The sequence below is a fragment of the Magnetococcus sp. PR-3 genome, from assembly GCF_036689865.1.
Taxonomy (GTDB): Bacteria; Pseudomonadota; Magnetococcia; order Magnetococcales; family Magnetococcaceae; genus Magnetococcus.
In genome coordinates this window covers 74,864-100,362 of record NZ_JBAHUQ010000001.1, presented here as the reverse complement: position 1 = coordinate 100,362, position 25,499 = coordinate 74,864, and the positions used below count along the sequence as shown (strand labels likewise).

General features: G+C 54.9%; 33 protein-coding genes. 29 read left to right on the top strand and 4 right to left on the bottom strand.

Features of this window, described 5'->3' with window-relative positions; all coding sequences use genetic code 11:
• The first annotated feature begins 15 nt into the window (after window positions 1-15).
• The 9 genes from V5T57_RS00385 (at window position 16) to V5T57_RS00345 (ending at window position 6,783) form a co-directional block, all read left to right on the top strand.
• Complete coding sequence (locus V5T57_RS00385) at window positions 16-1,221, top strand: Spo0J and IME4 domain-containing protein (RefSeq protein ID WP_332889164.1); 1,206 nt, start codon at window positions 16-18, stop codon at window positions 1,219-1,221.
• Window positions 1,218-1,730, top strand: coding sequence for a hypothetical protein (locus tag V5T57_RS00380; protein WP_332889163.1), 513 nt, complete (start codon window positions 1,218-1,220; stop codon window positions 1,728-1,730). Before V5T57_RS00385 ends, V5T57_RS00380 begins: the two co-directional genes overlap by 4 nt.
• Window positions 1,723-2,493 carry a PD-(D/E)XK nuclease family protein gene (locus V5T57_RS00375; RefSeq protein ID WP_332889162.1) on the top strand — a complete coding sequence of 257 codons (771 nt, stop codon included), beginning with the start codon at window positions 1,723-1,725 and terminating at the stop codon, window positions 2,491-2,493. Before V5T57_RS00380 ends, V5T57_RS00375 begins: the two co-directional genes overlap by 8 nt.
• Window positions 2,490-4,619 (top strand): AAA family ATPase, encoded by a 2,130-nt coding sequence (locus V5T57_RS00370; RefSeq protein ID WP_332889161.1) that lies wholly within the window; start codon window positions 2,490-2,492, stop codon window positions 4,617-4,619. Before V5T57_RS00375 ends, V5T57_RS00370 begins: the two co-directional genes overlap by 4 nt.
• A 423-nt stretch (window positions 4,620-5,042) precedes the next feature.
• Window positions 5,043-5,543: a crossover junction endodeoxyribonuclease RuvC gene (locus V5T57_RS00365; RefSeq protein ID WP_332889405.1), complete on the top strand. Its 501-nt coding sequence runs from the start codon at window positions 5,043-5,045 to the stop codon at window positions 5,541-5,543.
• Complete coding sequence (locus tag V5T57_RS00360) at window positions 5,540-5,755, top strand: hypothetical protein (RefSeq protein ID WP_332889160.1); 216 nt, start codon at window positions 5,540-5,542, stop codon at window positions 5,753-5,755. The genes V5T57_RS00365 and V5T57_RS00360 overlap by 4 nt, the downstream gene beginning before the upstream one ends.
• A complete protein-coding gene (locus V5T57_RS00355; protein ID WP_332889159.1) occupies window positions 5,748-6,134 on the top strand; it encodes a DUF6362 family protein in 387 nt (128 codons plus the stop codon). The genes V5T57_RS00360 and V5T57_RS00355 overlap by 8 nt, the downstream gene beginning before the upstream one ends.
• A 141-nt stretch (window positions 6,135-6,275) precedes the next feature.
• Window positions 6,276-6,398 (top strand): hypothetical protein, encoded by a 123-nt coding sequence (locus tag V5T57_RS00350; protein ID WP_332889158.1) that lies wholly within the window; start codon window positions 6,276-6,278, stop codon window positions 6,396-6,398.
• Complete coding sequence (locus V5T57_RS00345; protein ID WP_332889157.1) at window positions 6,391-6,783, top strand: D-Ala-D-Ala carboxypeptidase family metallohydrolase; 393 nt, start codon at window positions 6,391-6,393, stop codon at window positions 6,781-6,783. Before V5T57_RS00350 ends, V5T57_RS00345 begins: the two co-directional genes overlap by 8 nt.
• Before the next feature lie 3 nt (window positions 6,784-6,786).
• Here the strand turns inward: V5T57_RS00345 and V5T57_RS00340 are convergent, their stop codons facing one another.
• On the bottom strand, window positions 6,787-7,062 hold the full coding sequence (locus V5T57_RS00340; RefSeq protein ID WP_332889156.1) for an HU family DNA-binding protein: 276 nt from the start codon (window positions 7,060-7,062) through the stop codon (window positions 6,787-6,789).
• A gap of 100 nt (window positions 7,063-7,162) precedes the next feature.
• On the opposite strand from V5T57_RS00340, the gene V5T57_RS00335 reads away from it, so the two are divergent.
• Together V5T57_RS00335 and V5T57_RS00330 are read left to right on the top strand one after the other, a co-directional pair.
• Window positions 7,163-7,351, top strand: a complete 189-nt coding sequence (locus V5T57_RS00335) for a hypothetical protein (protein ID WP_332889155.1) — start codon at window positions 7,163-7,165, stop codon at window positions 7,349-7,351.
• The gene (locus V5T57_RS00330) at window positions 7,348-7,647 is read left to right on the top strand and encodes a hypothetical protein (protein WP_332889154.1); all 300 of its coding nucleotides are present in this window, start codon (window positions 7,348-7,350) and stop codon (window positions 7,645-7,647) included. Before V5T57_RS00335 ends, V5T57_RS00330 begins: the two co-directional genes overlap by 4 nt.
• A 24-nt stretch (window positions 7,648-7,671) precedes the next feature.
• Here the strand turns inward: V5T57_RS00330 and dmeF are convergent, their stop codons facing one another.
• On the bottom strand, window positions 7,672-8,628 hold the full coding sequence (dmeF, locus tag V5T57_RS00325; RefSeq protein ID WP_332889153.1) for a CDF family Co(II)/Ni(II) efflux transporter DmeF: 957 nt from the start codon (window positions 8,626-8,628) through the stop codon (window positions 7,672-7,674).
• A gap of 329 nt (window positions 8,629-8,957) precedes the next feature.
• Here dmeF and V5T57_RS00320 point away from each other — a divergent pair, with 329 nt between their 5' ends.
• Together V5T57_RS00320 and V5T57_RS00315 are read left to right on the top strand one after the other, a co-directional pair.
• A complete protein-coding gene (locus V5T57_RS00320; RefSeq protein WP_332889152.1) occupies window positions 8,958-9,569 on the top strand; it encodes a hypothetical protein in 612 nt (203 codons plus the stop codon).
• Window positions 9,570-9,575: 6 nt separating this feature from the next.
• The gene (locus V5T57_RS00315; protein WP_332889151.1) at window positions 9,576-10,904 is read left to right on the top strand and encodes a DNA modification methylase; all 1,329 of its coding nucleotides are present in this window, start codon (window positions 9,576-9,578) and stop codon (window positions 10,902-10,904) included.
• A gap of 60 nt (window positions 10,905-10,964) precedes the next feature.
• Here the strand turns inward: V5T57_RS00315 and V5T57_RS00310 are convergent, their stop codons facing one another.
• Together V5T57_RS00310 and V5T57_RS00305 are read right to left on the bottom strand one after the other, a co-directional pair.
• Window positions 10,965-11,264: a hypothetical protein gene (locus V5T57_RS00310; RefSeq protein ID WP_332889150.1), complete on the bottom strand. Its 300-nt coding sequence runs from the start codon at window positions 11,262-11,264 to the stop codon at window positions 10,965-10,967.
• A gap of 187 nt (window positions 11,265-11,451) precedes the next feature.
• The gene (locus tag V5T57_RS00305) at window positions 11,452-12,060 is read right to left on the bottom strand and encodes a DUF3489 domain-containing protein (RefSeq protein WP_332889149.1); all 609 of its coding nucleotides are present in this window, start codon (window positions 12,058-12,060) and stop codon (window positions 11,452-11,454) included.
• Between the two features lie 93 nt (window positions 12,061-12,153).
• On the opposite strand from V5T57_RS00305, the gene V5T57_RS00300 reads away from it, so the two are divergent.
• From V5T57_RS00300 to V5T57_RS00230, 16 genes are all read left to right on the top strand, one after another.
• Complete coding sequence (locus V5T57_RS00300; protein WP_332889148.1) at window positions 12,154-14,079, top strand: phage terminase large subunit family protein; 1,926 nt, start codon at window positions 12,154-12,156, stop codon at window positions 14,077-14,079.
• 3 nt (window positions 14,080-14,082) lie between these two features.
• On the top strand, window positions 14,083-14,298 hold the full coding sequence (locus V5T57_RS00295; RefSeq protein ID WP_332889147.1) for a phage head-tail joining protein: 216 nt from the start codon (window positions 14,083-14,085) through the stop codon (window positions 14,296-14,298).
• Window positions 14,299-14,304: 6 nt separating this feature from the next.
• The gene (locus V5T57_RS00290) at window positions 14,305-15,750 is read left to right on the top strand and encodes a phage portal protein (protein ID WP_332889146.1); all 1,446 of its coding nucleotides are present in this window, start codon (window positions 14,305-14,307) and stop codon (window positions 15,748-15,750) included.
• A complete protein-coding gene (locus tag V5T57_RS00285) occupies window positions 15,747-16,670 on the top strand; it encodes a head maturation protease, ClpP-related (RefSeq protein ID WP_332889145.1) in 924 nt (307 codons plus the stop codon). The genes V5T57_RS00290 and V5T57_RS00285 overlap by 4 nt, the downstream gene beginning before the upstream one ends.
• Before the next feature lie 11 nt (window positions 16,671-16,681).
• A complete protein-coding gene (locus V5T57_RS00280) occupies window positions 16,682-17,047 on the top strand; it encodes a head decoration protein (RefSeq protein WP_332889144.1) in 366 nt (121 codons plus the stop codon).
• Window positions 17,048-17,058: 11 nt separating this feature from the next.
• A complete protein-coding gene (locus V5T57_RS00275; protein WP_332889143.1) occupies window positions 17,059-18,075 on the top strand; it encodes a major capsid protein in 1,017 nt (338 codons plus the stop codon).
• Between the two features lie 14 nt (window positions 18,076-18,089).
• Window positions 18,090-18,380, top strand: coding sequence for a head-tail joining protein (locus V5T57_RS00270; protein WP_332889142.1), 291 nt, complete (start codon window positions 18,090-18,092; stop codon window positions 18,378-18,380).
• The gene (locus V5T57_RS00265; RefSeq protein ID WP_332889141.1) at window positions 18,353-19,039 is read left to right on the top strand and encodes a DUF6441 family protein; all 687 of its coding nucleotides are present in this window, start codon (window positions 18,353-18,355) and stop codon (window positions 19,037-19,039) included. Before V5T57_RS00270 ends, V5T57_RS00265 begins: the two co-directional genes overlap by 28 nt.
• Window positions 19,040-19,178: 139 nt before the next feature.
• Complete coding sequence (locus V5T57_RS00260; protein ID WP_332889140.1) at window positions 19,179-19,997, top strand: hypothetical protein; 819 nt, start codon at window positions 19,179-19,181, stop codon at window positions 19,995-19,997.
• A gap of 10 nt (window positions 19,998-20,007) precedes the next feature.
• Window positions 20,008-20,208 carry a hypothetical protein gene (locus V5T57_RS00255; RefSeq protein ID WP_332889139.1) on the top strand — a complete coding sequence of 67 codons (201 nt, stop codon included), beginning with the start codon at window positions 20,008-20,010 and terminating at the stop codon, window positions 20,206-20,208.
• A gap of 59 nt (window positions 20,209-20,267) precedes the next feature.
• Window positions 20,268-20,789, top strand: coding sequence for a hypothetical protein (locus V5T57_RS00250; RefSeq protein WP_332889138.1), 522 nt, complete (start codon window positions 20,268-20,270; stop codon window positions 20,787-20,789).
• Between the two features lie 57 nt (window positions 20,790-20,846).
• On the top strand, window positions 20,847-21,794 hold the full coding sequence (locus V5T57_RS00245; protein WP_332889137.1) for a phage tail tube protein: 948 nt from the start codon (window positions 20,847-20,849) through the stop codon (window positions 21,792-21,794).
• Window positions 21,791-22,267: a hypothetical protein gene (locus V5T57_RS00240; RefSeq protein ID WP_332889136.1), complete on the top strand. Its 477-nt coding sequence runs from the start codon at window positions 21,791-21,793 to the stop codon at window positions 22,265-22,267. The genes V5T57_RS00245 and V5T57_RS00240 overlap by 4 nt, the downstream gene beginning before the upstream one ends.
• A 68-nt stretch (window positions 22,268-22,335) precedes the next feature.
• A complete protein-coding gene (locus V5T57_RS20815) occupies window positions 22,336-22,506 on the top strand; it encodes a DUF7697 family protein (RefSeq protein WP_442918154.1) in 171 nt (56 codons plus the stop codon).
• Between the two features lie 2 nt (window positions 22,507-22,508).
• Complete coding sequence (locus tag V5T57_RS00235; protein WP_332889135.1) at window positions 22,509-25,025, top strand: phage tail tape measure C-terminal domain-containing protein; 2,517 nt, start codon at window positions 22,509-22,511, stop codon at window positions 25,023-25,025.
• A complete protein-coding gene (locus V5T57_RS00230; RefSeq protein ID WP_332889134.1) occupies window positions 25,025-25,498 on the top strand; it encodes a hypothetical protein in 474 nt (157 codons plus the stop codon). The genes V5T57_RS00235 and V5T57_RS00230 overlap by 1 nt, the downstream gene beginning before the upstream one ends.
• The last annotated feature ends 1 nt before the right edge of the window (window position 25,499 follow it).

Genomic DNA, 25,499 nt, shown 5'->3' with positions numbered 1-25,499 from the left:
ACGAGGAGAACCTCGATGAAAACCTATGACTTTCACCCCATTGCCGACATCTTTCCGTTGATGTCAGAGCAAGAGCTTAACGAATTGACCCAGGATATCCGTGATCATGGCCAGCGTGAACCCATCTGGCTCCATACCGATGGACGAATTCTGGATGGCCGTAACCGCTATAATGCCTGCTGCGCCATCGGAGCAGAACCGTTTGTAGAGATCTACCAGGGGGATGACCCCGTGGCGTTCTCCATCAGCCTTAACCTACATCGCCGTCACCTAAATGAGTCGCAGCGGGCCATGGTGGCAGCGCGGTTGAAGCCAATGTTTGAAGAGGAGGCGCGTGCGCGGATGTTACAGGGAGGAGCATCAGACCCTATGGCAAATTTGCCACAGGGTAAAGTTGGGGCTTCTCGTGAACATGCGGCTGAGTTAACCAACGTATCTGCACGGTCAGTGGAAAATGCATCCTGTGTTCTACGCCAGGGCACCCCTGACCTGATCGATAAGGTGGAAACAGGCAAGGTTTCAGTATCAACTGCCGCCGATCTCTCCAACTTACCACAGGAGGCACAGCAGGCGGTTGTTGCCAAAGGGGAAGAGGCCATTTTGGATGCGGCCAAAGAGATCCGTGCACGTAAAGCCAAGGAAAATGCGGCACAACGGGCCCAGGTGAGGGCCGATGCCCTCAAAATGGATCTACCTGATGGAAAATACCGGACCATCATCATCGATCCCCCATGGCCTATGCAGAAGGTGGAGCGGGATCAGCGCCTCGATCAGGTGGGTTTTGATTACCCTACCATGAGTGAAGTTGAACTGGCGGATCTGGATGTAGGCGGGCTTGCCCACGAAGAGTGCCACCTCTTCCTCTGGACCACCCAGAAGTTCCTGCCCATGGCCATGCGGTTGATGGAGAAGTGGGGATTTCCCTATATCTTCCAGATGGTGTGGCACAAGCCCGGCGGCTTTCAACCCTTTGGCCTGCCCCAGTACAACTGTGAGTTTGTGCTGTTTGGTCGTAAAGGGCGTCTTGAGTTCCTGGAGACCAAGTCGTTCTCCACCTGCTTTAACGCACCTCGTCGTGAACACAGCCGGAAACCCAATGAGTTTTACGACCTCATCCGCAGGGTATCCCCATCCCCACGTATCGATCTGTTTTCCCGAGAACAGCGGGAGGGATTCGATACCTGGGGGGCAGAAAGCGGCAAGTTTGGAGAGGTCGCATGAGCACTTACCAGGCTGACCGTAAATGGTCCGATCGTTTTTTGCCAACCATTCAGCAGATCGTGGGCCCATTACTTATGACACCGGCACCGATGGAACTGGATGTGAACGAGGCCACCGATCTGATGGTGCTCACCGCCAGAGACATGCGTATCGCCTGTCGTATCCGCAGAGCGGGGTATGCTGATCGTTATGGCCATGAATTTACCATGCGTTCCCGGCGTCATGACTTAGGAGGTAAGACGGAGATCAACAAAATAGCTGAGGGTTTCGGTGACTGGATGTTCTACGGCCATGCCCTGGATGAAATCTCCTCAACCTTGAAGCGATGGATGGTCATCGATCTGGATGTATGGCGTCAGCAAATCAAAGCCAATCTGGGCACCATCACCTGGGAAGAGCGACGCAACCGGGATCAGGAGACCTCGATTGTCTCCTTCGATGTACGCACATTCCCTGCGCATCCCCCCATCCTCATTGCTGAGGGGAAAATAGAGGTATGTCGTGCTTGATTTCAACCACAACAGTGGGGGCATTGCCCCCACCATCAACCACCTTGTCGACATGGCTTTAGAAGAGGAGAACCGGCTGCAGACACCCCGCACCTACCTGGGCGCATCCCGTCTGGGGGTAGCATGCGAACGAGCCCTTCAGTTTGAGTATGCCCATGCGCCCAAGGATCCTGGACGGAATTTCGATGGGCAGTTACTGCGTATATTTGCAGCCGGTCATCTGTTTGAGGATATGGCGATTCGCTGGCTACGCATGGCAGGATTTGAGCTCTTCACGACCAAGGGCAATCGGCCCAATGGGGAGCAGTTTGGTTTTGAGGCGGCCAGTGGTCGGATCCAAGGGCATGTGGATGGGATCATCATATCCGGTCCGCCCAGCGTAACCATGGGGTATCCCTGCCTATGGGAGTGCAAGTCCCTCAATAACAAGTCGTGGAAGGACACGGTCAAGAAGGGGGTGGTTCTCTCAAAACCAGTCTATGCGGCCCAGATGGCCATTTACCAGGCATACATGGAGCCCCAGGTTTCTGGCATCTCCGCCAACCCAGCGCTCTTTACCTCCATTAACAAGGATACTGCAGAACTACATCATGAGCTGGTCCCGTTTGATGCGCCTTTAGCACAGCAGATGTCTGATCGGGCGGTACGGATTATCAAGGCCACCGAAGCTGAGGATCTGTTGCCGAGGATCAGTCGGGAATCCACCCATTTTCAATGTCGTATGTGTTCACATCAGGATCGCTGCTGGGGGTTGCCATCATGACTACCAATATTTTGGATTTCAACAGTGCCACCCCTCAACGGGAGGGCCAACCCAACCACGCTATGGGAAAAGAGGAGCTCAAAGAACAGCTACAACAACGTATCGAGGCGGTCCTGTTCCATCTGTTTCCAGCTGGGAAAGTTCACCATAACCAATTTCTGATTGGCGATATCTACGGTACGCCAGGTGAGAGTATGAAGGTGGAGTTAACCGGTGAAAAGAGTGGTGTGTGGTACGACCATGCCGAAGGGCAGGGGGGTGACATCCTCGATCTGTGGGCCCATGCACGGGGTATGAATACCACGACCCAATTTCGTGATGTCATGGCTGATATTCAGGGATGGTTGGGGTATGGCCATCATACACCTCCCGTCCAATCGGCACCCGATGTTGAAGAACGACGTAGCCCCCCTATGGATGACCTAGGGCCATACACCGGTAAATGGGACTACACCGATACCAATGGCAAGCTCTTGGCCTGTGTCTATCGCTATGATCCTCCTGGGCGCAGGAAAGAGTTTCGACCACTGGATGTCACCACAGGTAAGTGGCAATCACCACAGGTCACACCCCTCTATAATCTACCCGAGGTTTCAAAGGCTTCGGAGGTAGTATTGGTGGAAGGGGAAAAGACGGCCCAAGCGCTTATTGATATCGGTATTACAGCCACCACCTCAATGGGATCCAAGGGGCAGATTAAACGGGCTGACTGGGCTGTTTTGAAGGGGAAGCGTATCACTATCTGGCCAGACCATGACCAGCCAGGTGCGGAGTATGCCCAGATGGCCGCTAAAGCGATGCGCGAAGTAGGAGTTCGTGAGGTGAGTGTATTGATGCCGCCACATGATAAGCCAGAAAAATGGGATGCGGCTGATGCAATAGATGAAGAGATGGATGTGCGTGGGTTTATCCAACAAGCCCCGCGTCAGGATGATTCGGGTCCACAGCGCCGACTGCAATTGCAGGATTGGACATTCCACCGCTATCACGGCCCTGCACCAGAGCCCAAATGGCTTATCGATGGGGTGTTACCCGTTGGGGTGCCAGGCTTGGTGGCAGCCATCGGTGGGGCGGGGAAAAGCATGCTGTTGTTGGATCTCTGTATCAAGGTGGCTCAGATAGAAGGGGTATCCCCAATTCCGTCCGAAGCTCTGGGAGGCCCTTTGGTACCTGTTGAGGGTACTGCAGTGATGCTTACTGCTGAGGATGATCAGGATGAGATACATCGGCGACTCAACTTGTTGGCGGGGGACATGCCAGACCCACGCCGTCTGATTGTCGTACCTCTGCCCAACGCCGGTGGGGCAATGCCCTTGGTAGCCATGGGGCGGGAAGGGCCGGTACTGACTGAAGCTTACGATGAGATCCGACAGCAGCTGTTGGAAATCCCAGACCTACGTCTGGTTGTGATCGATCCCCTGCAGAGCTTTGCGGGTGGTGATGTCAACAGCGACCCTGCAGCCGGGGCCATGTTCTTTGCCGGGCTGGGGCGCATCGCAGCGGAAACCGGTGCGACTACCCTGGTAGCTCATCACTTCAAAAAAGTAGGCAATAAGCCCATCAATACCGCCGGTGAGGCCAGAGAGGCGATCCGTGGTACCACGGCCCTGGTCGATGGAGGGCGTTGGTCATATGCCCTATGGGAGGTGAATCAGAAAGAGTCCAAGGAAGTTTGCAAAAAGGTAAGTCGTCCACATGCCCGCGATTGTGTTTTCAGGGGCGCTGTGGTGAAAAGTAACTGGCCTGTGGATAAAACGGTAAGAGTCTATGTGCGGGATGCGGGAAGTGGATTGCTTATTGATCGGTCTGCAGACCTCCAACTCATGCAGGGACAACTGCCTGAACTGTTGGATTCCCTCGAAGGGGCTATTGGACAGGCTGCAACTGCAGGCCAACCATTCACCAAAACAGGGGGAAACGGCATCTATGATCGTCGATCAGAGCTTCCTGAAGAGTTGTCTGCAATAGGTAGGGATAAACTTGTTGCCATGACCGACATATTGTTGGAAATGGGGCGTGCAGTCCTCTGTGTTGCCGAGGGGAGCAAATTGAAAAAATACCTAGATATTCCTGGTGGGGAGTTTGCTCTTGGGGTGGGTCAATTCCAGGTGGGCTCAGGGGAGTGAAACATGGGTTGAAAAACGTTCCGGCTGTACCCCCGGAATGGGCCGGAATCAATCGTTCCGGCAGTATCTCCGGAATATTTATCCGACTGAGAATAAAGGGAAAGTAATGTTCCGGCTAAAAAAGGTTCCGGCAGAAAATCAGGAACGGCAAGTGACTGATATATATGGGGATATGCGTTCCTGATTTTCCCTATATATAAATATATATCTGATGGGGTGGTCTGGAGACCCACCCCCATCAGAATAAAAGGGGGTTCAACTCCACAGTCGGCACATGGGCCCGGACACAAAAATGTTTATCTATTCCGCAGCCGTAAAAGCGGCCTCGGAATTTTAAATCGGACGGTGGCGTCCTCCGCCAAGACGATCGCCACCGCCCTAACCATAATCCAGCCAATGGAGGGTAGCCACATGGCTCAGACAATGGTTTCACAAAGTTTGCCCTATCAGGGCGCAGTTGGGAATAGGGTAGTTTTGGCCCTGGACCTTGGATCACAGCTGGGGTGGGCACTGCACCACCCTGACGGCACCATCACCAGTGGATCAGTATCGTTTAAGCCCAGTCGGTTTGAAGGGGGCGGCATGGGTTGGGTACGGTTTGCTGACTGGTTGGACCATATGCATTTCAGTCACACCATCAGCCAGATCAGTTTTGAACTGGTGAGGGGCCACAGCGGAACCCTGGCCGCCCAGGTATATGGGGGTTTTCTGGCTTATCTGACTGGATGGGCTGAGAAAAATAGTGTGCCGTACCAGGGTATTGCAGTCGGAACCATCAAAAAGCATGCAACAGGGAAGGGCAATGCCAGTAAGGCCCAGGTTATCCACGCCATGAAGCGGTTAGGTCACAATCCTGAGGATGACAATGCCGCCGATGCCTTGGCACTTCTGCACTACGTGCTGGGGAAGGGAGGTGCGCAATGATCGGTGGACCCAACTTGCCCCGCAGTCCGTTGGCGCGTTACCAGGAGAGCCAGATGGATGTGGATGAGCAGAAGCGCAAAGGGTGGAATCGCCATGGCATCTTGGTGGTCTCGCAGGATGATAATCGTTTGACCTGGCCGGAACGGGAGCTGGTTCAGCAACTGGGAGATCGGTTGTATGGCCGTCGCCACAAGGAGGTGCGCTATGCCTGAGAAATGGGATGCCACTGTTGTGGCCAAGCGGCTTGAAGAGGCGGCTAGAACCATGAAACGCTTGCCGGTAAAAGGATTGAAACCGGATGAAGCTCGTTCGTCATGGCCAGAGGTGATTCATGAGTTTTACGATGCCTATGGCTGGGGATCAGCGGAAGTCAGGTTGGGGCCACCCTCACCTGAGGCCATCAATCGTATGGACGAGGTCTTTGAGTGGCTCTCGTGGCTGGATACGGATGATAGGCGCCTATTGTGGTTTCGTGCTGAGAGAGTGCCATGGAAGCTGATTATGCGCCGTTTTGATCGTGCCAGATCAACTCTGTTTGCACACTGGAAAGCGGGCATCTTCCAGATCGTTGCTGTCTTAAACCGAGGTTAAAATGTCCGGACGTTTTAATTCCGGACATGCGGACCTGAATTTGGTAGTCTTGTAGCTACAGTCGGCGAGAGCTGAGCAAGAATACACGAAACCCACCCCGGGGTAACCTGGCGGTGGGTTTCTGCGTTTATGGAGTTTGAAATGGGTAGTTCACTGATGTTGGTAGCATCGTTAGCCGGGTCAATTTTTGTGGGACTGGTGGCGGTCGCCGTGTTGGGTGTCATGCTGCGTTTTTTACTCGGTGAAGGTGGTGATCATGTCTGAACAGAACTGGCCCCATTTTTCTCACGATGAGCTGCAGTGTCGTTGTGGTTGTGGCCAAGCCCTGATGGATGAGCGATTCATGGCCCTGCTGGAGGAACTACGCATGGCATTTGGTAAGCCCATGCCCCTGACCAGCGCATACCGCTGCCCAAACCATAACGCAGCCGTTTCTTCCTCGGGGCATGATGGTCCACACACCACTGGGTGTGCCGTTGATGTCCAAGTAGCCGGGCACGATGCTCATGCATTGCTTACCCTGGCAACACACCATGGCTTTACGGGTCTTGGTGTCAAACAGCGTGGGACACACCAGTCACGCTTTATCCACCTGGACACGCTGAACAACGCACAAGGTCGTCCTCGGCCCTGGATCTGGAGCTACTAAAGTTCAGTAATCAACGCGCTCACACAGTGATTTTCCTGGTTTGAAATGCACAGCAGTCTTCGCTTCAACCTCAACTCGTTCCCCTGTCGATGGGTTGCGGGCACCTCTGGGTTGGCGGGCTCTCGGTTCAAAAACACCAAAGCCACGGATTTCGGTCCGTTCACCACGGGCCAACGCTCTAGACAGGTCATCGAACACAAGATCAACAGCTCTGTCAGCAAGCTGTTTGCTCAGATCACACTTATCTGCAATGGCTACGATGAGCTCTGATTTGGTCATGCTCAGCCCCGTTGGAAAAGTTGTCAGGAAATACAAAGCACTGCGATGTTAACCGACATCGAAAGTGTTTGCAATCATGTCAGAAAGTCAGGAGTACACCATGTCCCTCAATATCATTGTTAACTCTCTCTTGAGCCGGGTGCGGGAACCTTCTTCGTGGAGTGGCATTGCTGTGCTGCTGGCCATGTTTGGCATGTCCCAGGAAGAAGCCAGTGCAATCACTGAGCTGCTGGTAGCAGGGACAGCTGCTGCTTCGGTACTGATGGGTGAAAAAGGAAAAGACGAATGACAGCCCATGAACAAAGCGTAGAGCGTCGTCGGGGCTTGGAGCGTCACGTTCAGACCATCCTCACCATGGGGGTGGCAGCCTTGATGGCGTGGCAACTGACGACCATCGAACAGATGCGGGTGGAACTGGCCATCCTCAGTGGCCGGGTGGATGCTCTGGCTGCCCGGGTGGATGATGCCTCTTCAGATCGTTATCGCATTGCTGACGCCCAACGTGATCTTGCATTGCGGGATCAGGCCATCAAGGCGTTGGAAGGCCGTGTGGTGCAGGTAGAGCAGATCTGTGGTGGTCAGTAGCTATCTGGAGTGACGCAGTGCTACTTAGACTATGCATTGCTCTCCAGGGCAGTGATTAACCTCTACAGTGACGTGTGAAAGCTGATTGATGGATTTTAGCAGCCCTTTGTAGTGCAAAGGATCTTTAGGCTCATGTGAAACCAGTGAAATGATTGCAGCATGATGGAGTGGACCGATTTGCCATAAATGTAAATCAACAACTCTATTGTCACTGTCTGCTTCAATGGTGTTTTTTATCTCTTCACTCATTTCATGATTAGCTTCTGAGTCAAGGAGAACCTTGCCGCTTTGGCGTATGAGTCCCCATCCCCAGATGGTTATGACAACAGCGCCAACAATTCCCATAAGGGCATCCATCCAGAACCATCCTAAGTGTTTCCCAAAAAACAGCGCAATAATGGCAAGCAATGAGGTGAGCGCATCAGCAAGGACATGTAGATAGGCTGCTCGTAGATTATGATCATGATGGTGATGATGGCCGTGACTATGGCCATGATGATCGTGGTGTCCGTGATGATCGTGCCCTGGCCCCCCGTGCAATAGGATAGCGCTGACAATGTTAACGATTAGCCCTAGCACAGCTACCATCATAGCTTCATCAAATTGAATGTCCTGTGGGTTTAGAAGGCGATGAATTGATTCGATCCCCATAAGCACAGCGACAACGATTAGAGCTACGGCACTGCCGAAACCACCGAGTGAATTAACTTTCCCAGTTCCAAATGTAAAGTTTGGGTTCTTGGCATGAGTTTGGGCAAAGTGGTAGGCGATGAGGGCAATACCTAAGGCAGCGACATGTGTGCCCATGTGCCAGCCGTCAGCAAGCAAGGCCATTGATCCAAAGATTTGACCTGCTGTGATTTCACCAACCATCATCACAGCTGTCAGGACGATAACCCAAGCTGTACGACGCTTCCCATGTTCCGCATTGACATGGAAATCATGTGAGTGAGTCCAGTTTGACAGGGTGTGAATATGCATGACTTAGCATCCTATAGCGCGACTAAAAAACGGTTAATATAAACAAGAATCACTTGCATTTCAAGTAATGACTAAAATACAGCCCCCTTTTGTACCAGTGATGCTCTGCAGGGCTGTGTCCTGCAAACTTAATGACAAAGTCCATGGCTATCCACTTCAAGAGCCTTGAGTAATGTTTGAGGAAAGAGTCTGCGGAGGCTTCTTGGTTGAAGCTGTGTATCCCTTTGATAAATTGGTTCCTTCTGTGGCGTGAACGTATGCGGCGCGCAAAGGCTCGGGGTTTCGCTACTGACAGGCCCAGAAGGTGGGTAACAGGGTAACAATCAACCATGGAAAACCTTGTTTCCCAAGCTGACTATGCCCGTCACCGAGGGGTAAGCCGTAAGACGGTAACCCAATGGAAGCGTGAAGGGATCTTGGTCTTGAATGGGGCCAAGGTGGATATGGTCGCCAGCGATAGAGCGCTGGCGGCTGCAGGTCGAGCCTCTGTTACCCATCCAAGCCAAGGTAACGCCGGGGGTAACAGACCGGGTAACACGGTAACAGCGGCGCAGGGTAACAAACCTGCAGGTATGAAGCCGGTCCCCACGGCTGCTGTTCATTCGGTGCGGGAGACTCTTCAAGAGAGTGGGCAGCCCGTTGGCCCTGGTGGCATGACCTTCATGCAGGCCAAGACGGCGGATATGGTGCTGCGGGCCCAGCTTCGAAAGATTGAGCTGGAAGAGAAAAAACGCTCTTTGATTGATCGGGAGAAGGTGCTTTCCCACGTCTTCAAGAACGCCCGCCAGTTTCGGGATGCTTGGCAAAACTGGCCCTCAAGAGTTGCGTCCCGCATGGCGGCTGAACTGGGGGTGGATGATCATCAGATGCATCTCTCTCTAGAACAGTACGTTCGGGAGCATCTGGAAGAGATCTCCGATCAAAACTTCACCTTGGAATAGTTAATCATGGATCAATTTGGTGAACTGACGCTGGAGCAGTGGCCTCTGGAGCGATTGGTACCCTATGCGCGTAATCCACGTCGGAATGATGATGTAATAGATCGCATGTGCGCTGCCATTCGGGAGTTTGGATTCCGGATTCCCGTGGTGGCCAGAAGCGATGGCACGGTGGTGGATGGCCATCTGCGTCTGAAAGCGGCCAAGCAGTTGGAGCTGGAATCGGTTCCGGTGGTGCTGGCCGATGATCTGACTGAAACTCAGATCAAGGCATTCCGTATTCTGGCCAACCAGTCTGCCAACTGGGCGGAGTGGGACAACGATCTGCTGTCGTTAGAGCTCACCGAACTGCAGGATGCTGATTTTGATTTGGATATGATCGGTTTCTCCAATGAAGAACTGTCCGATCTCCTTCAGCCCCTGGATGAGGAAGGTGAGTCCGGCAGTGGATCCTTTGAATCGGAATCTGTTCCAGAACCACCAGCTAATCCTGTTACCCAGCCCGGTGATCTCTGGATCCTAGGGGAGCACCGCCTTCTGTGTGGCAGCAGCCTCAATCCCGAAGATGTGATTCGGTTGATGAATGGTGAGCGAGCCATCCTGTTTGCCACTGATCCCCCGTATCTGGTGGACTACGATGGCACCAACCATCCCGGCTCCAAGGAGAGCCGTAAACGGGAATCCCTGAATAAGGATTGGTCCGGCAGTTATGGCGTCACCTGGGATGATTCATCCCAGGGGCCGGAACTCTATGAGGGCTTCATTCGGGCTACCATTGATCATGCTATCCAACCCAATGCGGCGTGGTACTGCTGGCATGCTTCTAAACGGCAGGCGATGCTGGAAGCGGTGTGGGAAAAGGCAGGGGCGTTTCAGCATCAGCAGATCATCTGGAACAAGGAAAAGGGGGTGCTGACCCGCTCTAAATTCCTGTGGAAGCACGAGCCCTGCCTCATGGGCTGGATCAAAGGCAACATGCCCCCAAAGGTGGCGGATGCAGAGTTTCTCTCAACGGTATGGGATATCCAGGGCCTCTCTGGTGAGGAGCGTCCTGATCATCCCACCCCCAAGCCGTTGGAGTGCTTTGCCATCCCTATGCGTCAGCATGTGGAACGGGGTGGCCTCTGCTATGAGCCTTTTAGCGGATCCGGCTCCCAGATCATGGCGGGGGAGATGACAGGGCGACGAGTAAACGCTATGGAGATCTCACCGGTCTACGTAGATGTGGCGGTTAAGCGGTTCATCCAAGCCACCGGGAAGATTGTCTATCTGGATGGTTCGGGCGGGAAAAGCTTTGAAGATATGGCCAGTGAGCGCGAGATTGATTTGAATGAATGATCTGGTAGTAAAACCGCCCGGCTGTCTCCGGGTAGGGTTCTGGTTGGGGAAACTGGTTGGTTACCTGTTTTCCAGGGAGCCTATCACTTCCATTCGCTGATTTCCGTTTTCAAAGATCCCTGTCCAGACATCCCGATCTTTCTCCCTACAGGTGCGGGTGAGGGTCAGTTTAAATCCCGCGATGCCCCGTGCTTCAGCGTTGTTGGCGTCCGCCAAGTCGATCCAAGCCTTGTTGGCCAGGGTGGTGGCGGTGCGGGCCATCATCCTTTCAAAGGTATCGAGAAGCTCCTCTTGGAGAGTTTCCTGAATTCCTTGGCTCTGAATATCGTCGATGATGCGTTTCCAATGAAGTTTACTCATGCTTTTTCCCTTTCAAGTTGTTGTTTTCACTTGGATTAAACTATCGCTCTAATTGATGGTTATATCAACATATAAAGATTGAAAAATCATAAGGTTAAATCATTCTGTGTAGGGGGTTAGGCGCAGAAACACCCGGATCTTTGCCGGGCTGTTTCTGATAAGGGGTTGGGTCCTCTTAGCTTGATTTTCAAGCGATGTGGTAGATGCTGATCCCATCCATGTTCTGGCGGGTGATGTTAAGCCCCAGTTTCTTCTTCAGGGTCCCGGAGATCGCGCCGCGAATGGTGTTCTTGTTCCATCCAGTCTCTGCTGTGATCTGATCCAGTGAGGCTCCTTGGGGGCGTTTCATCAGGACGATCATTTTGGCCTGTTTGGAGTTCTGTCGGATGTTGGCCCGGCGCATGGTCTTGGCATCATCCCGACCCGCTTTGTAGGCGGCTTCCAGGGCGCTTTGGATGGCCCAAACGCTGACGTTGTGAAAGTCCAGGCTGTCTGAGTTGCGGGTTTGTAGCGTGTCGATGAAAAGGTGATCCTGAGCAATCTGGACAAAAAGCTTGGCTTTGGGATCCTCCTGCTGGGCTGGTTTGGGCTCCTTGCCAATGGCTAGCAATCCGGCTTCGGCAATGCGCCAATCGTTGTCTCCCTTATCTTCAATCAACCCTCTGTTAGAAAGGGCTTTGATCACCCGCAAAGCAGCGCCGCCTTTTATTTGTTGGGGTAGGGGGTAGATCGCGCCATCGGGGCGGTTGGAAGCGGCTTCAAGGGTATCGATTTGGGTGTTGCTGAGTGTGTTCATTTGGCTCTCCGTTGGTTGGTGATGCTGTTGTGACCATATAGCCATCGGTGGCGCGCCTTATCCAGGTTAATCGACTGAAAAAGATCATAAAATGTGGATATCTATGATGGTGCGGCGTCGGTAGAACGCCAGTGGCGGGAAGGTGTAAAACCGGACCCGCTACTCAACGTTTCCCAGTGGGCTGATAAGCACCGCATGTTGTCCCAAAGGGCCTCCTCGGAACCGGGGCGTTGGCGGACCAACCGCACCCCCTATCTGAAAGAGATCATGGATTGCCTCTCGCCCTCCTCACCGGTGCGGAGGGTGGTGTTCATGAAAGGGGCGCAGATCGGTGGTACCGAAGCGGGCAACTGCTGGATCGGCTATGTGATCCATCGGGCTCCTGGTCCTATGCTGGCGGTCTCCCCCACGGTGGAGTTGGCCAAACGTAATTCCAAGCAGCGCATCGACCCCCTCATTGAAGAGAGTGACGTGCTGCGGGAACGAGTAAAACCGGCCCGTAGCAGGGATTCCGGTAATACGGTGCTCTCCAAGGATTTCCCTGGTGGTGTGCTGATCCTGACTGGGGCCAACAGCGCTGTGGGTTTGCGCTCTATGCCCGCCCGCTATCTATTTCTGGATGAGGTGGATGGCTATCCGGGGGATGTGGAGGGAGAAGGGGATCCCATTTTGCTGGCAGAGCGGCGTAGCGCTACCTTCCAGCGCCGGAAGATCCTGCTGGTCAGTACACCCAACCGTAAGGGGCTCTCCCGTATCGAGCGGGAGTATCTGTCCAGCGACCAGCGGAAGTTCTTCCTGACCTGTCCGGAATGTGATGAGCGCCATACTCTGGAGTTTGAGCATCTGCACTGGCAGGAGGCCAAACCGGAGACGGTGGTTCATGTCTGCCCCCATTGTGAGACTCACATCCCTGAGCATCGCAAAGGAGCTATGCTGGAAACGGGGCAGTGGGTGCCTACGGCTGAAGGAGATGGTCGAACCGCTGGTTTCCATCTCTCCTCTCTCTACAGCCCTGTTGGTTGGTTCTCCTGGGCCGATGCGGTGGTCATGTATGAACAGGCACAGGAAAATCCCGATCTGATGAAAGGTTTCGTCAACACGGTGCTGGGGGAACCCTTTGAGGAGGAGTTCGAAGCGCCGGACTGGCAGCGGCTCTATGAGCGGCGTGAGAACTACCGTATCGGTACCGTGCCGGTAGGTGGGCTGTTCCTCACCGCTGGCGTCGATGTGCAAAAGGATCGCATCGAATGCGAAGTGGTGGCCTGGGGCCGGGATAAGATCTCCTGGTCGGTGGACTACCATGTATTGGATGGCGATACAGCCAAGCCCGATGTGTGGCGATTGCTGGATCGCCTGTTGGCTAAGGAGTACTCACACCCTTCGGGCCAGCAGATGCCCATTCGGGTGATGTGTGTGGATTCCGGTTATGCCACCCAGGATGTCTATGCTTGGGTACGTAACCATCCACAAGCCACCTGGGGGCCTGCGGGTGCGGTTGCGCGTCAGCCTCGCACCGTTGTGGCGGTGAAGGGACAGAATCGGGATACGGCACTGTTGTTGTCGGTTTCCAAGGCCGATTCTGGATCCCGTAAGCGTGGCCTGAAGGTGTGGAGCATCGGCACTCCGGTGGCCAAAGGTGAACTCTATCGCTGGTTGAAGCTGGAACGCCCAACCGATGAAGCATTGGAAGCCGGTGAGACCTATGCGCCCGGTAGCTGCCACTTTCCCCAGTACAACGATGAGTTCTTCAAGCAGATTACTGCAGAACGGCTGGTGATCCGCATGGTGAAGGGCTTTCCCAAAGCGACATGGGAAAAGGAAGCCAATCGGCGTAACGAGGCATTGGATTGCCGGGTTTATGCACGAGCAGCCGCTAGTATCTATGGCATGGATCGGTTTCAGGACAAGCACTGGGCCAAGCTGGAAGAGCCACTACAGATCATCAAGGATGAGGTGGAATCCAGATCCAAACAGAAGAGCCGTCGCCGCATCATCCAATCAGGCTACATGAATCGATAGACCATGGCAGATCTCACCACTTTGCAAACGCGCCTGGAAGCCCTGCGTGCCCAGGTTCACAGCCCCATTGCTCGTGTCTCCTACGATGGACGCACCGTGGAGTATCGGGGCCAAAGTGAGATCCAAACCGCCATTGCAGATCTGGAGCGTCAGATTGCTCAGGTCAGTGGCACCAAACCCGTCCGACAGATCCGCGTCCACACCACCAAAGGATATTGAACACTCATGAATTTGCTCCAGCGGTTGCGCTATCTGGCAACCGGCAGAATCCCCATGCCTCGAGCCCAACTTGAGGCGGCCCGTGCCGCACGGCGGCTGGCGGGTTGGCGCAGTGGTAATGAAAGCCTCAATAGTCTGATTTTGCAGGGGGGTGGTTTACTGCGTTCCCGATCCAGGGAGCTGGTGCGCTCCAACCCTTATGCCTCCAATGCAGCCGCCAGCTTTGCCGCCCATGCGGTGGGGGCGGGGATCAAGCCCTCCAGCCTGATTCAGGATGCGGTGCTTAAGGATCAACTTCAGCGATTGTGGCTGGATTGGACCGATGAGGCCGATGCCGATGGTCTGACCGACTTCTACGGTCTTCAGGCCATGGTGGCCAGAGCCCTTTTTGAAGCGGGTGAGTGTTTTATTAGGCTGCGTCCTAGACGGGTTGAAGATGGACTTTCAGTCCCATTACAACTGCAGCTTCTTCCCGCAGAGCAACTACCGCTGGAGAAGAGCGAACAGCTTCCCTATGGGCGTGAAGTCCTCATGGGAGTGGAGTTTGACAGCCGAGGCCAGCGCCGGGCTTATCATTTCCTGAAAAATCATCCAGGCGATTTGAGACAGCGGGGTGGTGGACAGACCGTCCGCATCCCAGCCAGTGAGATCATCCACATCTTCCAGCCCCTGCAAGAGGGCCAGATTCGGGGCCTGCCCTGGATTGCTCCAGCCCTGCCCAAGCTGTGGCTGCTGGATCAGTACGACGATGCAGAACTGGATCGCAAAAAGGTGGCGGCCATGTTCGCCGCGTTCATCACTCGCCCCCAGGCTGAGGATGTGATGGGGGAGGAGGATGCGCCTCGTGATGATGAGGGGGCCGCTCTGTTGGGGTTGCAACCGGGCACCATGCAGTTGCTGTTGCCTGGAGAGGATATCAAGTTCTCCGACCCAGCCGATGTGGGGGGCAGCTATGAGGCGTTCCAATACCGAACCCTGCTGGCCTGCTGCAGCGCCATGGGGGTGCCCTACACCAACGTGACTGGGGACCTGCGCCAAGCCAACTACTCCTCTCTGCGGGAGGGGAAGCTGGAGTTTAGGCGGCGTATGGAGCAGTTCCAACACAACACCCTGGTTTTTCAACTTTGCCGCCCGGTGTGGAACCGTTGGATTCGGGAGGTTGCCCTCTCTGGATCGATCAATAATCAACCTGAACTCAAGCAGGTGAAGTGGATTCCACCCAAGTGGGATTGGGTCGATCCCCTCAAGGATCGTAAGGCAGAAGTAGAGGCCATCCGTGCAGGTCTCAAATCCCGTTCCGATGTCATCGAAAGCGAAGGGTATGACGCCGAAGAGGTGGATCGCCGCATCGCAGCAGACCATAGCCGTGAACGGGAGCTGGGACTGCAGTTTGAGGATTCCACAGCCGCACCAGAACAAGAAGTCCAACCACCAGAGGAGAGTGCTGCATGAGCAGAACCTGGTTTCGCATCACCGCCAAAGGGGATGCGCCCGCTGAGATTGCCATCTATGACGAGATTGGCGCTTACGGCATTACCGCCAAGAGTTTTTTGGATGAACTCAAAAAGGTAGAGCACGCCAAGGCCATCACCCTGCGCGTGAACAGTCCTGGAGGTTCCGTGTTTGATGGCATTGCCATTCATAACGCCCTCAAGCGGCACACAGCCCGTGTGACGGTGTTTGTGGATGGCATCGCCGCCTCCATTGCCTCGGTCATCGCCATGGCGGGGGATGAGGTGGTGATGCCGGAAAATGCCATGATGATGATCCATGATCCATCAGGTCTGGTGTGGGGCACAGCGGATGAGATGCGTTCCATGGCGGAAGCTCTGGATAAAATGAAAGCAGGGTTGGTGTCCGCCTACCGAGAAAAGACTGGACGCTCTGATGAGGAGATCGAGGCCCTGATGGCCAATGAAAGTTGGCTCACTGCTGAAGAGGCGGTGGAGATGGGTTTTGCTGATCGGGTGGACAAGCCGGTGCAGATGGCAGCCTTCTTTGATTTGGGACGCTTCAAGAACACACCAGAATGTCTGACCAACTGTGAGTTGTCCCACCCTGAACCCAAACAGCCCCAGAACAACGTGGTGGACCTAGACTCCGTGCGCTCGGATGAGCGTAAGAAGACCCTGGCCTACGTCAATGAAGTGCATGAGATCTGCGATTTGGCCGGTATGCCGGGACGGGCCTCCAACTTCATTGCTCAGGGTGTGGAGGCTGGTCAGATCAGGCGAGCCTTGATTGATGCGCGAGCCGATGAAGGTGACCGTCTGGATATCCGTCACCGCCACGGCCCGGCTCTGGACGAACATCCCCAGCCAACCATCGATACCCACGCCATCTACGCCGCCCGTAATCAGCCCAATCCATAGGAGCCTGTTCCATGCCTGAAATGAATGAAACCAACCATGCCGGAGAGTTTGTGGTCTCCGAAGGAAACGGCTCTATTAGCCGAGAGACGGTGACCATCCTCAATGGTCGCACCCTGGTACCCGGTACGGTGCTTGGGAAAATCACCAGTAGCGGAAAATACCGGGAGATCGATCCCGCTGCTACCAGTGGAGCGGAGGTGGCGGTGGCCATTCTCTATGACCATGTGGATGCATCCGCTGGAGATGCTGGTGGGGTGGTGATCCATCGTCTGGCAGAGGCTAATGCCGGTCGTTTGGTCTTCGATGCCGCTGTCACCGATGCCCAGAAAACCACCGCCCTTGGCCAACTGGCCGATCAGAACATCATTGCCCGGTAAGGAGGCCACCCATGGCTGCGCTTGACGTATTTAATAACAATGCTTTCTCCATGGTGTCGTTGACGGATGCCATCAACAAGATGCCCTTTGTCCCGGGCCGTATTGGCCAGTTGGGCATTTTTCACGAACAGGGTGTTTCCACCACCACGGTGCTCATCGAAGAGCGGGAGGGGTCCCTCAATCTGGTGGAGACCACCGCCCGTGGGGCTCCGGCGGTTCAGAATAGCAGCAATAAGCGTAAGGCTCGCTCTCTGACCGTGCCCCACATCGCCCTGGAGGACACCATTCTGGCCGATGAGGTGCAGAATCTTCGGGCTTTCGGCTCAGAGAGCAATCTGGAGGGGGTACAGACGGTGGTGAATAACCGCCTGGAGGAGGTGGCCCGGAAGATTGACGCCACCCTGGAGCATTTGCGCATCGGAGCCATCAAGGGACAAATCCTGGATGCCGATGGCAGCACCGTGCTCTATGACCTTTTCACCGAGTTTGGGGTCAGCCAGCAGGGCGAGGTGGATTTCGATCTGGATAACGCCAATCCCCAGGCTGGTGCGGTAAAGAAGAAATGCCACACCATCCGCCGCAAAATTGAAGATGAACTGGGTGCCCAGCCCTATGACCATATCCATGCCATCTGTGGTCCTGATTTTTTTGATGAGCTGATTACACACCCAGAGGTAAGCACTGCTTACGAACGCTACATGGATGGACTGTTCCTACGTCAGGGACAGGCTCGTGGCTCCTTTGAGTATGCGGGGATTATCTTTGAAGAGTATCGGGGCAAGGTGGGGTCAGTGGAGTTCCACGATCCTAGCAAGGCTCATTTCTTCCCGGTAGGCGTACCCGGCCTGTTCCGACAGTACAACGCTCCGGCGGATTTTGTGGAGACGGTAAATACCATCGGTCTGCCTCGGTATGCCAAGCAGGCCGTGGATCAGCAGTTTGCCCGTTGGGTGATGCTGCATGTGCAGTCCAATCCGCTGCCCATCTGCACGCGCCCACGCGTGTTGCTCAAGGCTAAGCGTACCTAATGAACCCCTTCAGCATGGCAGTGGATGCCACCTTTCAGAGCTTTGGTATCCCAGCCACCTACACACCCGGTGGGGGTGAGTCAGTTGCGATCACCGCGATGACCAAACGCCCCGATGAAGTGACGGCGTTTGGGGATACGCGCATTCATAGCGAAACAGCCGTTTTTGAGTTTCGAGTCTCTGAAGTTTTAAGCCCTCGTTCTGGCGATCAGTTGCATGTTGATGGTGTGGATTACCTGATCCAGGGTGAGCCGGTGGCTGACAGGGATCGGCTGGTGTGGACCTTGGACTGTTATCCCGTCTAATCATGCGCCTTACCACCAACAGAGCAGGGTCTATCCAGCAGGATATGGCCCAGGATCTTCTGCGTATCAAACGGGCTGTCACCAGTGGTACCCATGTAGCGGGACAAGGGCTGAAGGATGAACTGCGTAGGCAGGTGATCTCAGCAGGCCTGGGAACACGGCTCGCTTACAGCTGGCGCAATAGAAGCTATACCAACCAGGGTACTGATGCCGCAGCGCTGGTTTGGTCCAAAGCTCCTAAAATCATGCGTGTGTTTGATCGTGGTGCGGTCATCCGTGGTAAGAACGGACTATGGCTGGCCATTCCTACACCAGCTGCGCCTAAACGGGGCACCGATGGTAAACGGGTACACCCAGGCAATTTTCCCGAAGGCCGGTATGGACCTCTTCGGTTTGTCTACCGAAAAGGCAAGCCGTCACTACTGGTGGTGGATGGGGTGCGCATCAGCGCCAAGACTGGTCGGGTGGGTCGGCGGGCAAAGGGTGGTAGCTATACTAAATCGGGTAGGATCAAAAGCGGCATTACCACTGTTGTGATGTTTGTCATGGTACCCCAGGTACGCATTCCCAAAAAATTGGATGTGGCAAGAGCTACCAACCGCTGGTTGGCCCGATTACCTACATTGATCGATCAGAAGATGGGAAGAAGGAACAGTTGAAACAGAAGGGGCCCAGCCGAGATGCCATCCTATGCTCTTATGCTCAAGTGGCTTTCTGTTTCATGTCCAAGGAGCCCTCGACTGGGCCAACAACCTGCATTTCCAGTATAGCGCATACCAAGATATTTGTAGTTGAAAGATGCCTACAAAAACAGAACAGATCCTTCAGGTGCTCAGAGCGGTACTAGATACCGTCCCTGATGCCAAAGTTGAGCGCAATATTGCAGTGCCCGTAAAGATTCCTGCTGGTGGTTTGGTCATTCTAAGAGATGGAGATCCCGGCCATCCCGATCTCGCATTAGGTGGCTTGGGTGGGGCTTACTACAGCCATCAGGTGGAGATTGAGCTCTATGTGCAAGAGGGTGATGCTGTAAAGCGGGATCTAGCCCTGGATGCCTTGATCGCAGGGGTAGGGGAGCGGTTGGCCGCCAATCCCACTTTGGGTGGTCTGGCCTACGGTATGACCATCGGGCAGCCATCCACGGATTTAGAAGCGGTCGAGGGAGCCGCCACCATCAAATCTGCGGTGCTGGAGCCGGTGATTGAGTATGAATCACCAGCCTCCTGGAGCCACTGCGCTCTTCCCGGCCCCCTTAATGAGCCAGCAAGCTGCAGCAACAACGTTACCTTCGTAGCCGGGGAGGATCTGGAAGCCTTCCGCTTGATCACCCTGAACAACGATACCCAACTGGTGCTGGCCGATCAGGTGGGCTCCGGCACGGTGCTGGGGATGAATCTGGTCTCAGCCCAGCAGGGGGAGGCAATACCCATTCAGGTGTTTGGGCCGATCTCAAACCCTGGCTGGAACTGGTCTACCGATCCCGATGGGGTGTTCTTGGGTCTGGATGGTCTACCCACTCAAACACCCCCAACATCTGGTTGCCTCACCACGGTGGGGCGGGCGCTCTCGCCTACAGAACTGTTCCTGAGCATCGAACCCACTATTCAACTTTTGTAGAGGCATCATTATGGGAACACAAAAGTTTATCCGACTGAACGGGGGCTCCGGCCAGCCTGAGGAGGCCTATGCCACCGATCGATCTAAAGGTCGTAAGGATGCTGGAAAGATCGTAGCTCTGGACCGGCACGGAAAACTCTCCAAAAGCATGCTCCCGGCAGGGTGCTGTCGATGTTCCTGCCGCCACGATGACAAATCCAAGAAGAAGTAATCCCACCCCGCCATTCCGGCGGGTTTTCTGTTTTTAGCCAACAATGAGGAGTAAGGCCCATGGCTATTAGTAAATATCTGAAGATTGATACCACCGACGGTAAGACCAAAGAGGCTCTGGCAGTGGATACCACCACCGGTGCCAGTGATGCCGGTAAAATTGTAGCTCTGGATACCGCAGGACGTTTGGCGCTCAACCTCATGCCCACAGGTATTGGACCGGATTTGAAGAGCATCACCGTTGGTGTTGATGTGGCAGCTGGGGATTTTGTTAATATTTATGACGATGCTGGCACTCTCAAGGTGCGCCCCGCTCAAGCCAATGCCAACACCAGCCAGGCGGATGGTTTCGTGAAAGAGGCGGCCACCGTGGGCAACGATGTGGCGGTCTACTTTGAAGGGGTATCGGATCAACTCTCCGGGCTGACCCCCGGTGAACGCATGTTCCTCTCTGCGGATACCGCAGGGGCTACCACCAACACTCCCCCCACCGGCTCTGGTCATGTGGTGCAGTATCTGGGTAAGGCGGTTTCCGCTAACGAGTTGGCATTTGAAGCGACGGACGGCATCACTTTGGCCTGATAACCAAACCGCCCCTTGTGAAGATACAGGGGGCGGTTCTTTTCTGGGAGTAAGACTTTGGCACGTGCATATGGGGCCAATGCCCACCTGTTGTTGAAACGGGAAACCGTCTACGGTCAAAAGCCCTCCGGCAACTTTATCCGTATGCCTTTCAATCGCTGTAGTTTGGGTAGTGAACAGGGGTTAGTGGATGACCCGGTGCTGGGGCAGGGGCGAGTTCCTCTCCCCCCTCTACAGGATGTGATCAATGTGGAGGGGGAGGTAGTAACTCCCATGGACCTGCGTTACATGGGGCTGTGGCTGACCGGATTGTTGGGCAGTGCCGACACCACCGGCAGTGGCCCCTATGTGCACACCTTCGCCTCCGGTGAACAGGTGCTACCCAGCTACAGCATTGAGGTGGGTATGCTGGAGGTACCCGCCTATTTTCTCAGTGCTGGTGTGATGGTGAACTCCCTGGCCCTGGAGTTTCAACGCTCAGGGGCTGCTGCGGCGACGCTGAATCTGGTTGCCCAAGGGGAAAACCGTTCGGCTTCATCTCAAGGAGGCACACCCACCGCTCTTACCTTTGAACGCATCAGCCAGTTTCAGGGCTCCATCAAAAAGGGTGGCACTTCTCTGGCCAACCTCACCGGTGGATCCCTTACCTACAGCAACAATCTGGAAAAGATCGAGACCATTCGGGATGACGGTCTCATCGATGGAGCAGATCCCACGGTGGCCTCCCTCACAGGGCGCATTGATGTTCGCTTTGCAGACACCAGTCTCATTGATCTGGCCAGCAATGGTACGCCGGTGGATCTGGAGTTCGGCTACCGAGTGGATGCTAACAACAGTATCCTGTTTACCTGTCATGAGGTCTATCTGCCCAAGCCCAAGCTGGCGGTTGAGGGGCCCGGTGGCGTGCAGTCCAGTTTTGATTTTCAAGGAGCACGCAATGAAGCGGTCGGGCACATGTTCACCGTGACCTTAAGCAACGACCTGGACGGGAGCGACTACCAATGATCTCCCTTACGCCCCCCAAAGAACCCTATGATTTGGAACTGCCTTACAACGTGGTGGTGACGGTCAAGCCCCTCACCTCAGCTGGGATGTCTCTGTGTCAGGCGGCAGCCCGAAAACGGCTCAATCGGGAATATCCCGATCTGGATGATGAAATCGAGCGGGATGGCCACTATCAGGTGATGCTGGTTCAGGAGCTGGCCTGCGCCCACATCACCGCATGGCAAGGTGTAGCGGATGATTCCGGTGAGCAGGATGCACCTGTGACTAAGGAGAATATCAAAGCTCTGCTCGATCTCTATCCCATGGGTGAACGCTTCTTCCAGGCTTTCACCCTGCACCAAGTGATGCTCAACGCCGCAAAAAACGCATCCGGGCCCTCTGCCGATGGCATTTCCAACAAGGCGGCGGGCCAGCCTATTGCCGAGGATGTAGAGAAGATGGAGCCCCCTGCGCCCGAGGTCAGCCTGGGCTGAGTGGGGAGCGTTGTCCCTATGATGTACATACCCCTCAAACTCTGGAAGAGCAGCAGCTCTTTGAAATCATGCAAGCCTGTCAAAACCAACTAAAGCTGGCTCCATCGGGACAGATCTTGGGAATCGATATGAATGTGGCGATGCAGTTGGCCAGAACCATAGGGCTCAATGAACAACTGGCCTTAGAACTGTTGCCCTCTGCTGAATCCGGACTTATAGAAGCCAATCTTTCAGAATAACCATGACTCGAACACGCCACTCCTACTCCATTCGTCTTTCGGTCGAGGATGGGGGACGTGTGCGCGCTGAGCTGGCCCAAATTGGGGAAGGCGGGGAGCGCTCCTTTAAACGTATTCGCACCGCCAGTTCCGATGCTTCCCGTAGCTTGGAGACCCTGGCAGGCCGGGCCAGTGGCCTACAATCCCGTATGCGCATGCTGGCCGGAGTTGTTGCGGGTTTAACCGCAGCGGGTGGCTTGACTGCTTTGGTAAATCGTTCCATTACCACAGCAGATGCCATCGGTAAGACCGCAGACAAAATTGGCGTGGGGGTGGAGTCTCTGCAAGCCCTGCGTTATGCCGCCGAATCGGCAGGCATCTCCCAGAATACCTTGGATATGTCTCTACAGCGTTTTACCCGCCGGGTGGCAGAAGCGGCCTCCGGCAGTGGAGAAGCCAAGGATGCTCTGGCCCAGATGGGCATAACCCTGCGGGATCAGCATGGTCAGATCCGCAAAACCGAAGATCTGCTTTTGGAAGTGGCCGATGCCCTCTCCAAAACTGAGAACAGCTCAGAGCGGGTGCGTCTGGCCTTCAAGCTATTTGATTCCGGTGGTGTTGGCTTGATCAACATGTTGCGGGGTGGTTCCGATGCCCTGGAACAGACTATGCTCAAAGCCAGGGGTCTGGGGATTGTTATCGAGGAAGATCTGATCCGGAATGCGGAACAGGCCAGGGACGATCTGGATACCCTCAGCAAGGTCATTTCCGCCAACCTCAACCGAGCCCTGTTAGATCTGGCTCCACTGATCTCCGACGCCTCCAGTGCCTTCGCCACCTTCTTCTCCACGGTGGGTAAGGGATATCAACAGCTGTTTGGTGATCCTTCCGACGATGAGCGCTTCAATACCTTGCTGGCCAAACGTCTGCGTCTTCAGGAGCAGGTGGCCAAACTGGTGGGCCGCAGTAACCTGCACCCCATTGCCCGAAATCGTCTGGCCAGCTTCAAAGCGGAAATTATCGCCATCAATGAACAGCTTCGAACCATCCAGGATGCCAATATTGAGCAGGCCAAACGTGAGAGCCAAGCTCAGCCTTTAGACGCATCCTCACCTGATCCAGCGTCTGGTGAAGAGGGCCAACTGCAAAGCGCCAAGGAGAGAGCCCGAAAGCTGGCTCAGCTTGAGCGCACCCTGCAGCAGCAACTGTTCAGCGTAACCCAACAAGGCGCAGCCCGTATCGAAGCGGAGTATCAGCGTCATGTTGAACAGCTTGGGCAGATCCGTACCGATCAAAACCGGGTAAAGGTGGATCAACTGCTGGGAGCTGCGGCGGATGTTCGCAGTGCCAAGCTGGCCCAGTTGGCAGCCCAGGAGCAGAAACTGGCGGATCAACGCTATGCCGCAAACCAGCGGGTGGTGACAGCCCTCAAAGCAGAACAGGATGCTTTAAGCCAAACGGATCGCCAGCGCTTCATCTCCCAGGCCCAGCGTCGGCTCTCTGCCGAGGCTACAGCCCAGCAGCGTGCTGAAGTGGAGCAACTGGCGGCCATGCTGTTCGATGAGAAACAGGCCATTGAGGCTCAGCAACAGGCTGAAGAAAAACGACTCTCACGGCTTAAAGAGGGTAAAGCTCTTACCGAGCAATATCGCACTGCACAGGAACAGTACCGATCAGAGCTGAGCAATCTCAACGAGCTCCTGGCTGAAGGGGCCATCAATCAGCAGACTTTCTCCCAGGCCGTTGAGCAAGCCCATGACCGAATGCTGGATGCAAGCACCCACTGGTCGGATGGTATTCAGCGAGCCATTCGGGACTATCTGGATGAGGCAAGCAATGCTGCCCAAACCTTTGAACAGGTCACCAGTGGTGCACTGCGGCAGAGTGAAAACGCCTTTGTCCAATGGGCTATGACCGGAAAGCTGTCAGCTACAGATCTCTTCAATACCATCGCTGAAGAGGCAATTCGTACCGCTTATCGCATGGCGCTGGTCAAACCTCTGGGCGGCTTTATGGAGAGCCTTTTCTCTACCATCGGTAGTGCCATCTTTGGCGGGATCGGGATTGGTGGTGGAACGGCAGAAGCTGCAGTACTGACCCCCAAACCGGGTATGAGCAACGCCTTGGTTTATCACAGCGGCGGTGTGGTGGGCAGTGGTGAGGGTGGGGCTCGCTTGGTGCCTGCCTCTCTCTACGAGCAAGCGCCCAGATATCACGGTGGGGGTGTCATCGGCCCCGGTGAGGTGCCCGCCGTTCTGCAACAGGGAGAAACGGTCTTTACCCGTGGTCAGATGCAACTGCTGGGAGAGGGCTTTAACCGCAAGCCTGAGGTCAAGGTGATGGTCAATATCCACAATAATGCTGAAAACGTGGAGGCCAAGGCTCAGTGGCAGCAGCAAGGCAACGGGGATCTGACCCTGGATGTGTTTGTGGATCAGGTAGAGAGCCGTATGAACCGCAACATTGGTCGTGGTGAGGGGATCGCACCGACTCTGGAACGGCGATATGGCTTAAACCCAGCTGTGGGTAGCTACCGCTGATGGAGTTTTGGCCCGGGCAACTGCCCAAACCCACCGTGCAGGGCTATGTGATTAAACCGGAAGATGCCCTGCTGCGTACCGAGATGGACGCAGGACCTGCACGGCAGCGTCGAATCTTCACCCATGTTCCAACTGTAGTCACTATTCGCTGGCGCATGAATCCAGAGCAGTTCGCCCTGTTTCAATCCTGGTTTCGTCATAAGGCCTACTCGGGAGCCGCTTGGTTCGGCATTGTTCTGGCCAACGGCATGGGTTTGCAGGAACAGGAGGGGCGATTCCAAGGACCCTACAAAGCCCAGCCCCTGTTTCGAGGGCTGTTCTGGGAGGTCACCGCCAACCTAGAAGTCAGAGATCCCCCAGTTATGGGGGCTGCTGCTTTGGACCTGCTTCTTTCAGGTGAGGGGGATAGCTTTATGACTCAGGCCAATCGCCTACACACCCTTATTCATCAATCCTGGCCCAATCACTGGTAGA

Coding starts and splice junctions, on each gene's coding strand:
- V5T57_RS00385 (WP_332889164.1), top strand. CDS start 16: ATGAAAACCTATGACTTTCACCCCATTGCCGACATCTTTCCGTTGATG.
- V5T57_RS00380 (WP_332889163.1), top strand. CDS start 1,218: ATGAGCACTTACCAGGCTGACCGTAAATGGTCCGATCGTTTTTTGCCA.
- V5T57_RS00370 (WP_332889161.1), top strand. CDS start 2,490: ATGACTACCAATATTTTGGATTTCAACAGTGCCACCCCTCAACGGGAG.
- V5T57_RS00365 (WP_332889405.1), top strand. CDS start 5,043: ATGGTTTCACAAAGTTTGCCCTATCAGGGCGCAGTTGGGAATAGGGTA.
- V5T57_RS00360 (WP_332889160.1), top strand. CDS start 5,540: ATGATCGGTGGACCCAACTTGCCCCGCAGTCCGTTGGCGCGTTACCAG.
- V5T57_RS00355 (WP_332889159.1), top strand. CDS start 5,748: ATGCCTGAGAAATGGGATGCCACTGTTGTGGCCAAGCGGCTTGAAGAG.
- V5T57_RS00350 (WP_332889158.1), top strand. CDS start 6,276: ATGGGTAGTTCACTGATGTTGGTAGCATCGTTAGCCGGGTCAATTTTT.
- V5T57_RS00345 (WP_332889157.1), top strand. CDS start 6,391: ATGTCTGAACAGAACTGGCCCCATTTTTCTCACGATGAGCTGCAGTGT.
- V5T57_RS00340 (WP_332889156.1), bottom strand. CDS start 7,062: ATGACCAAATCAGAGCTCATCGTAGCCATTGCAGATAAGTGTGATCTG.
- V5T57_RS00335 (WP_332889155.1), top strand. CDS start 7,163: ATGTCCCTCAATATCATTGTTAACTCTCTCTTGAGCCGGGTGCGGGAA.
- V5T57_RS00330 (WP_332889154.1), top strand. CDS start 7,348: ATGACAGCCCATGAACAAAGCGTAGAGCGTCGTCGGGGCTTGGAGCGT.
- dmeF (WP_332889153.1), bottom strand. CDS start 8,628: ATGCATATTCACACCCTGTCAAACTGGACTCACTCACATGATTTCCAT.
- V5T57_RS00320 (WP_332889152.1), top strand. CDS start 8,958: ATGGAAAACCTTGTTTCCCAAGCTGACTATGCCCGTCACCGAGGGGTA.
- V5T57_RS00315 (WP_332889151.1), top strand. CDS start 9,576: ATGGATCAATTTGGTGAACTGACGCTGGAGCAGTGGCCTCTGGAGCGA.
- V5T57_RS00310 (WP_332889150.1), bottom strand. CDS start 11,264: ATGAGTAAACTTCATTGGAAACGCATCATCGACGATATTCAGAGCCAA.
- V5T57_RS00305 (WP_332889149.1), bottom strand. CDS start 12,060: ATGAACACACTCAGCAACACCCAAATCGATACCCTTGAAGCCGCTTCC.
- V5T57_RS00295 (WP_332889147.1), top strand. CDS start 14,083: ATGGCAGATCTCACCACTTTGCAAACGCGCCTGGAAGCCCTGCGTGCC.
- V5T57_RS00290 (WP_332889146.1), top strand. CDS start 14,305: ATGAATTTGCTCCAGCGGTTGCGCTATCTGGCAACCGGCAGAATCCCC.
- V5T57_RS00285 (WP_332889145.1), top strand. CDS start 15,747: ATGAGCAGAACCTGGTTTCGCATCACCGCCAAAGGGGATGCGCCCGCT.
- V5T57_RS00280 (WP_332889144.1), top strand. CDS start 16,682: ATGCCTGAAATGAATGAAACCAACCATGCCGGAGAGTTTGTGGTCTCC.
- V5T57_RS00275 (WP_332889143.1), top strand. CDS start 17,059: ATGGCTGCGCTTGACGTATTTAATAACAATGCTTTCTCCATGGTGTCG.
- V5T57_RS00270 (WP_332889142.1), top strand. CDS start 18,090: ATGGCAGTGGATGCCACCTTTCAGAGCTTTGGTATCCCAGCCACCTAC.
- V5T57_RS00260 (WP_332889140.1), top strand. CDS start 19,179: ATGCCTACAAAAACAGAACAGATCCTTCAGGTGCTCAGAGCGGTACTA.
- V5T57_RS00255 (WP_332889139.1), top strand. CDS start 20,008: ATGGGAACACAAAAGTTTATCCGACTGAACGGGGGCTCCGGCCAGCCT.
- V5T57_RS00250 (WP_332889138.1), top strand. CDS start 20,268: ATGGCTATTAGTAAATATCTGAAGATTGATACCACCGACGGTAAGACC.
- V5T57_RS00240 (WP_332889136.1), top strand. CDS start 21,791: ATGATCTCCCTTACGCCCCCCAAAGAACCCTATGATTTGGAACTGCCT.
- V5T57_RS20815 (WP_442918154.1), top strand. CDS start 22,336: ATGCAAGCCTGTCAAAACCAACTAAAGCTGGCTCCATCGGGACAGATC.
- V5T57_RS00235 (WP_332889135.1), top strand. CDS start 22,509: ATGACTCGAACACGCCACTCCTACTCCATTCGTCTTTCGGTCGAGGAT.
- V5T57_RS00230 (WP_332889134.1), top strand. CDS start 25,025: ATGGAGTTTTGGCCCGGGCAACTGCCCAAACCCACCGTGCAGGGCTAT.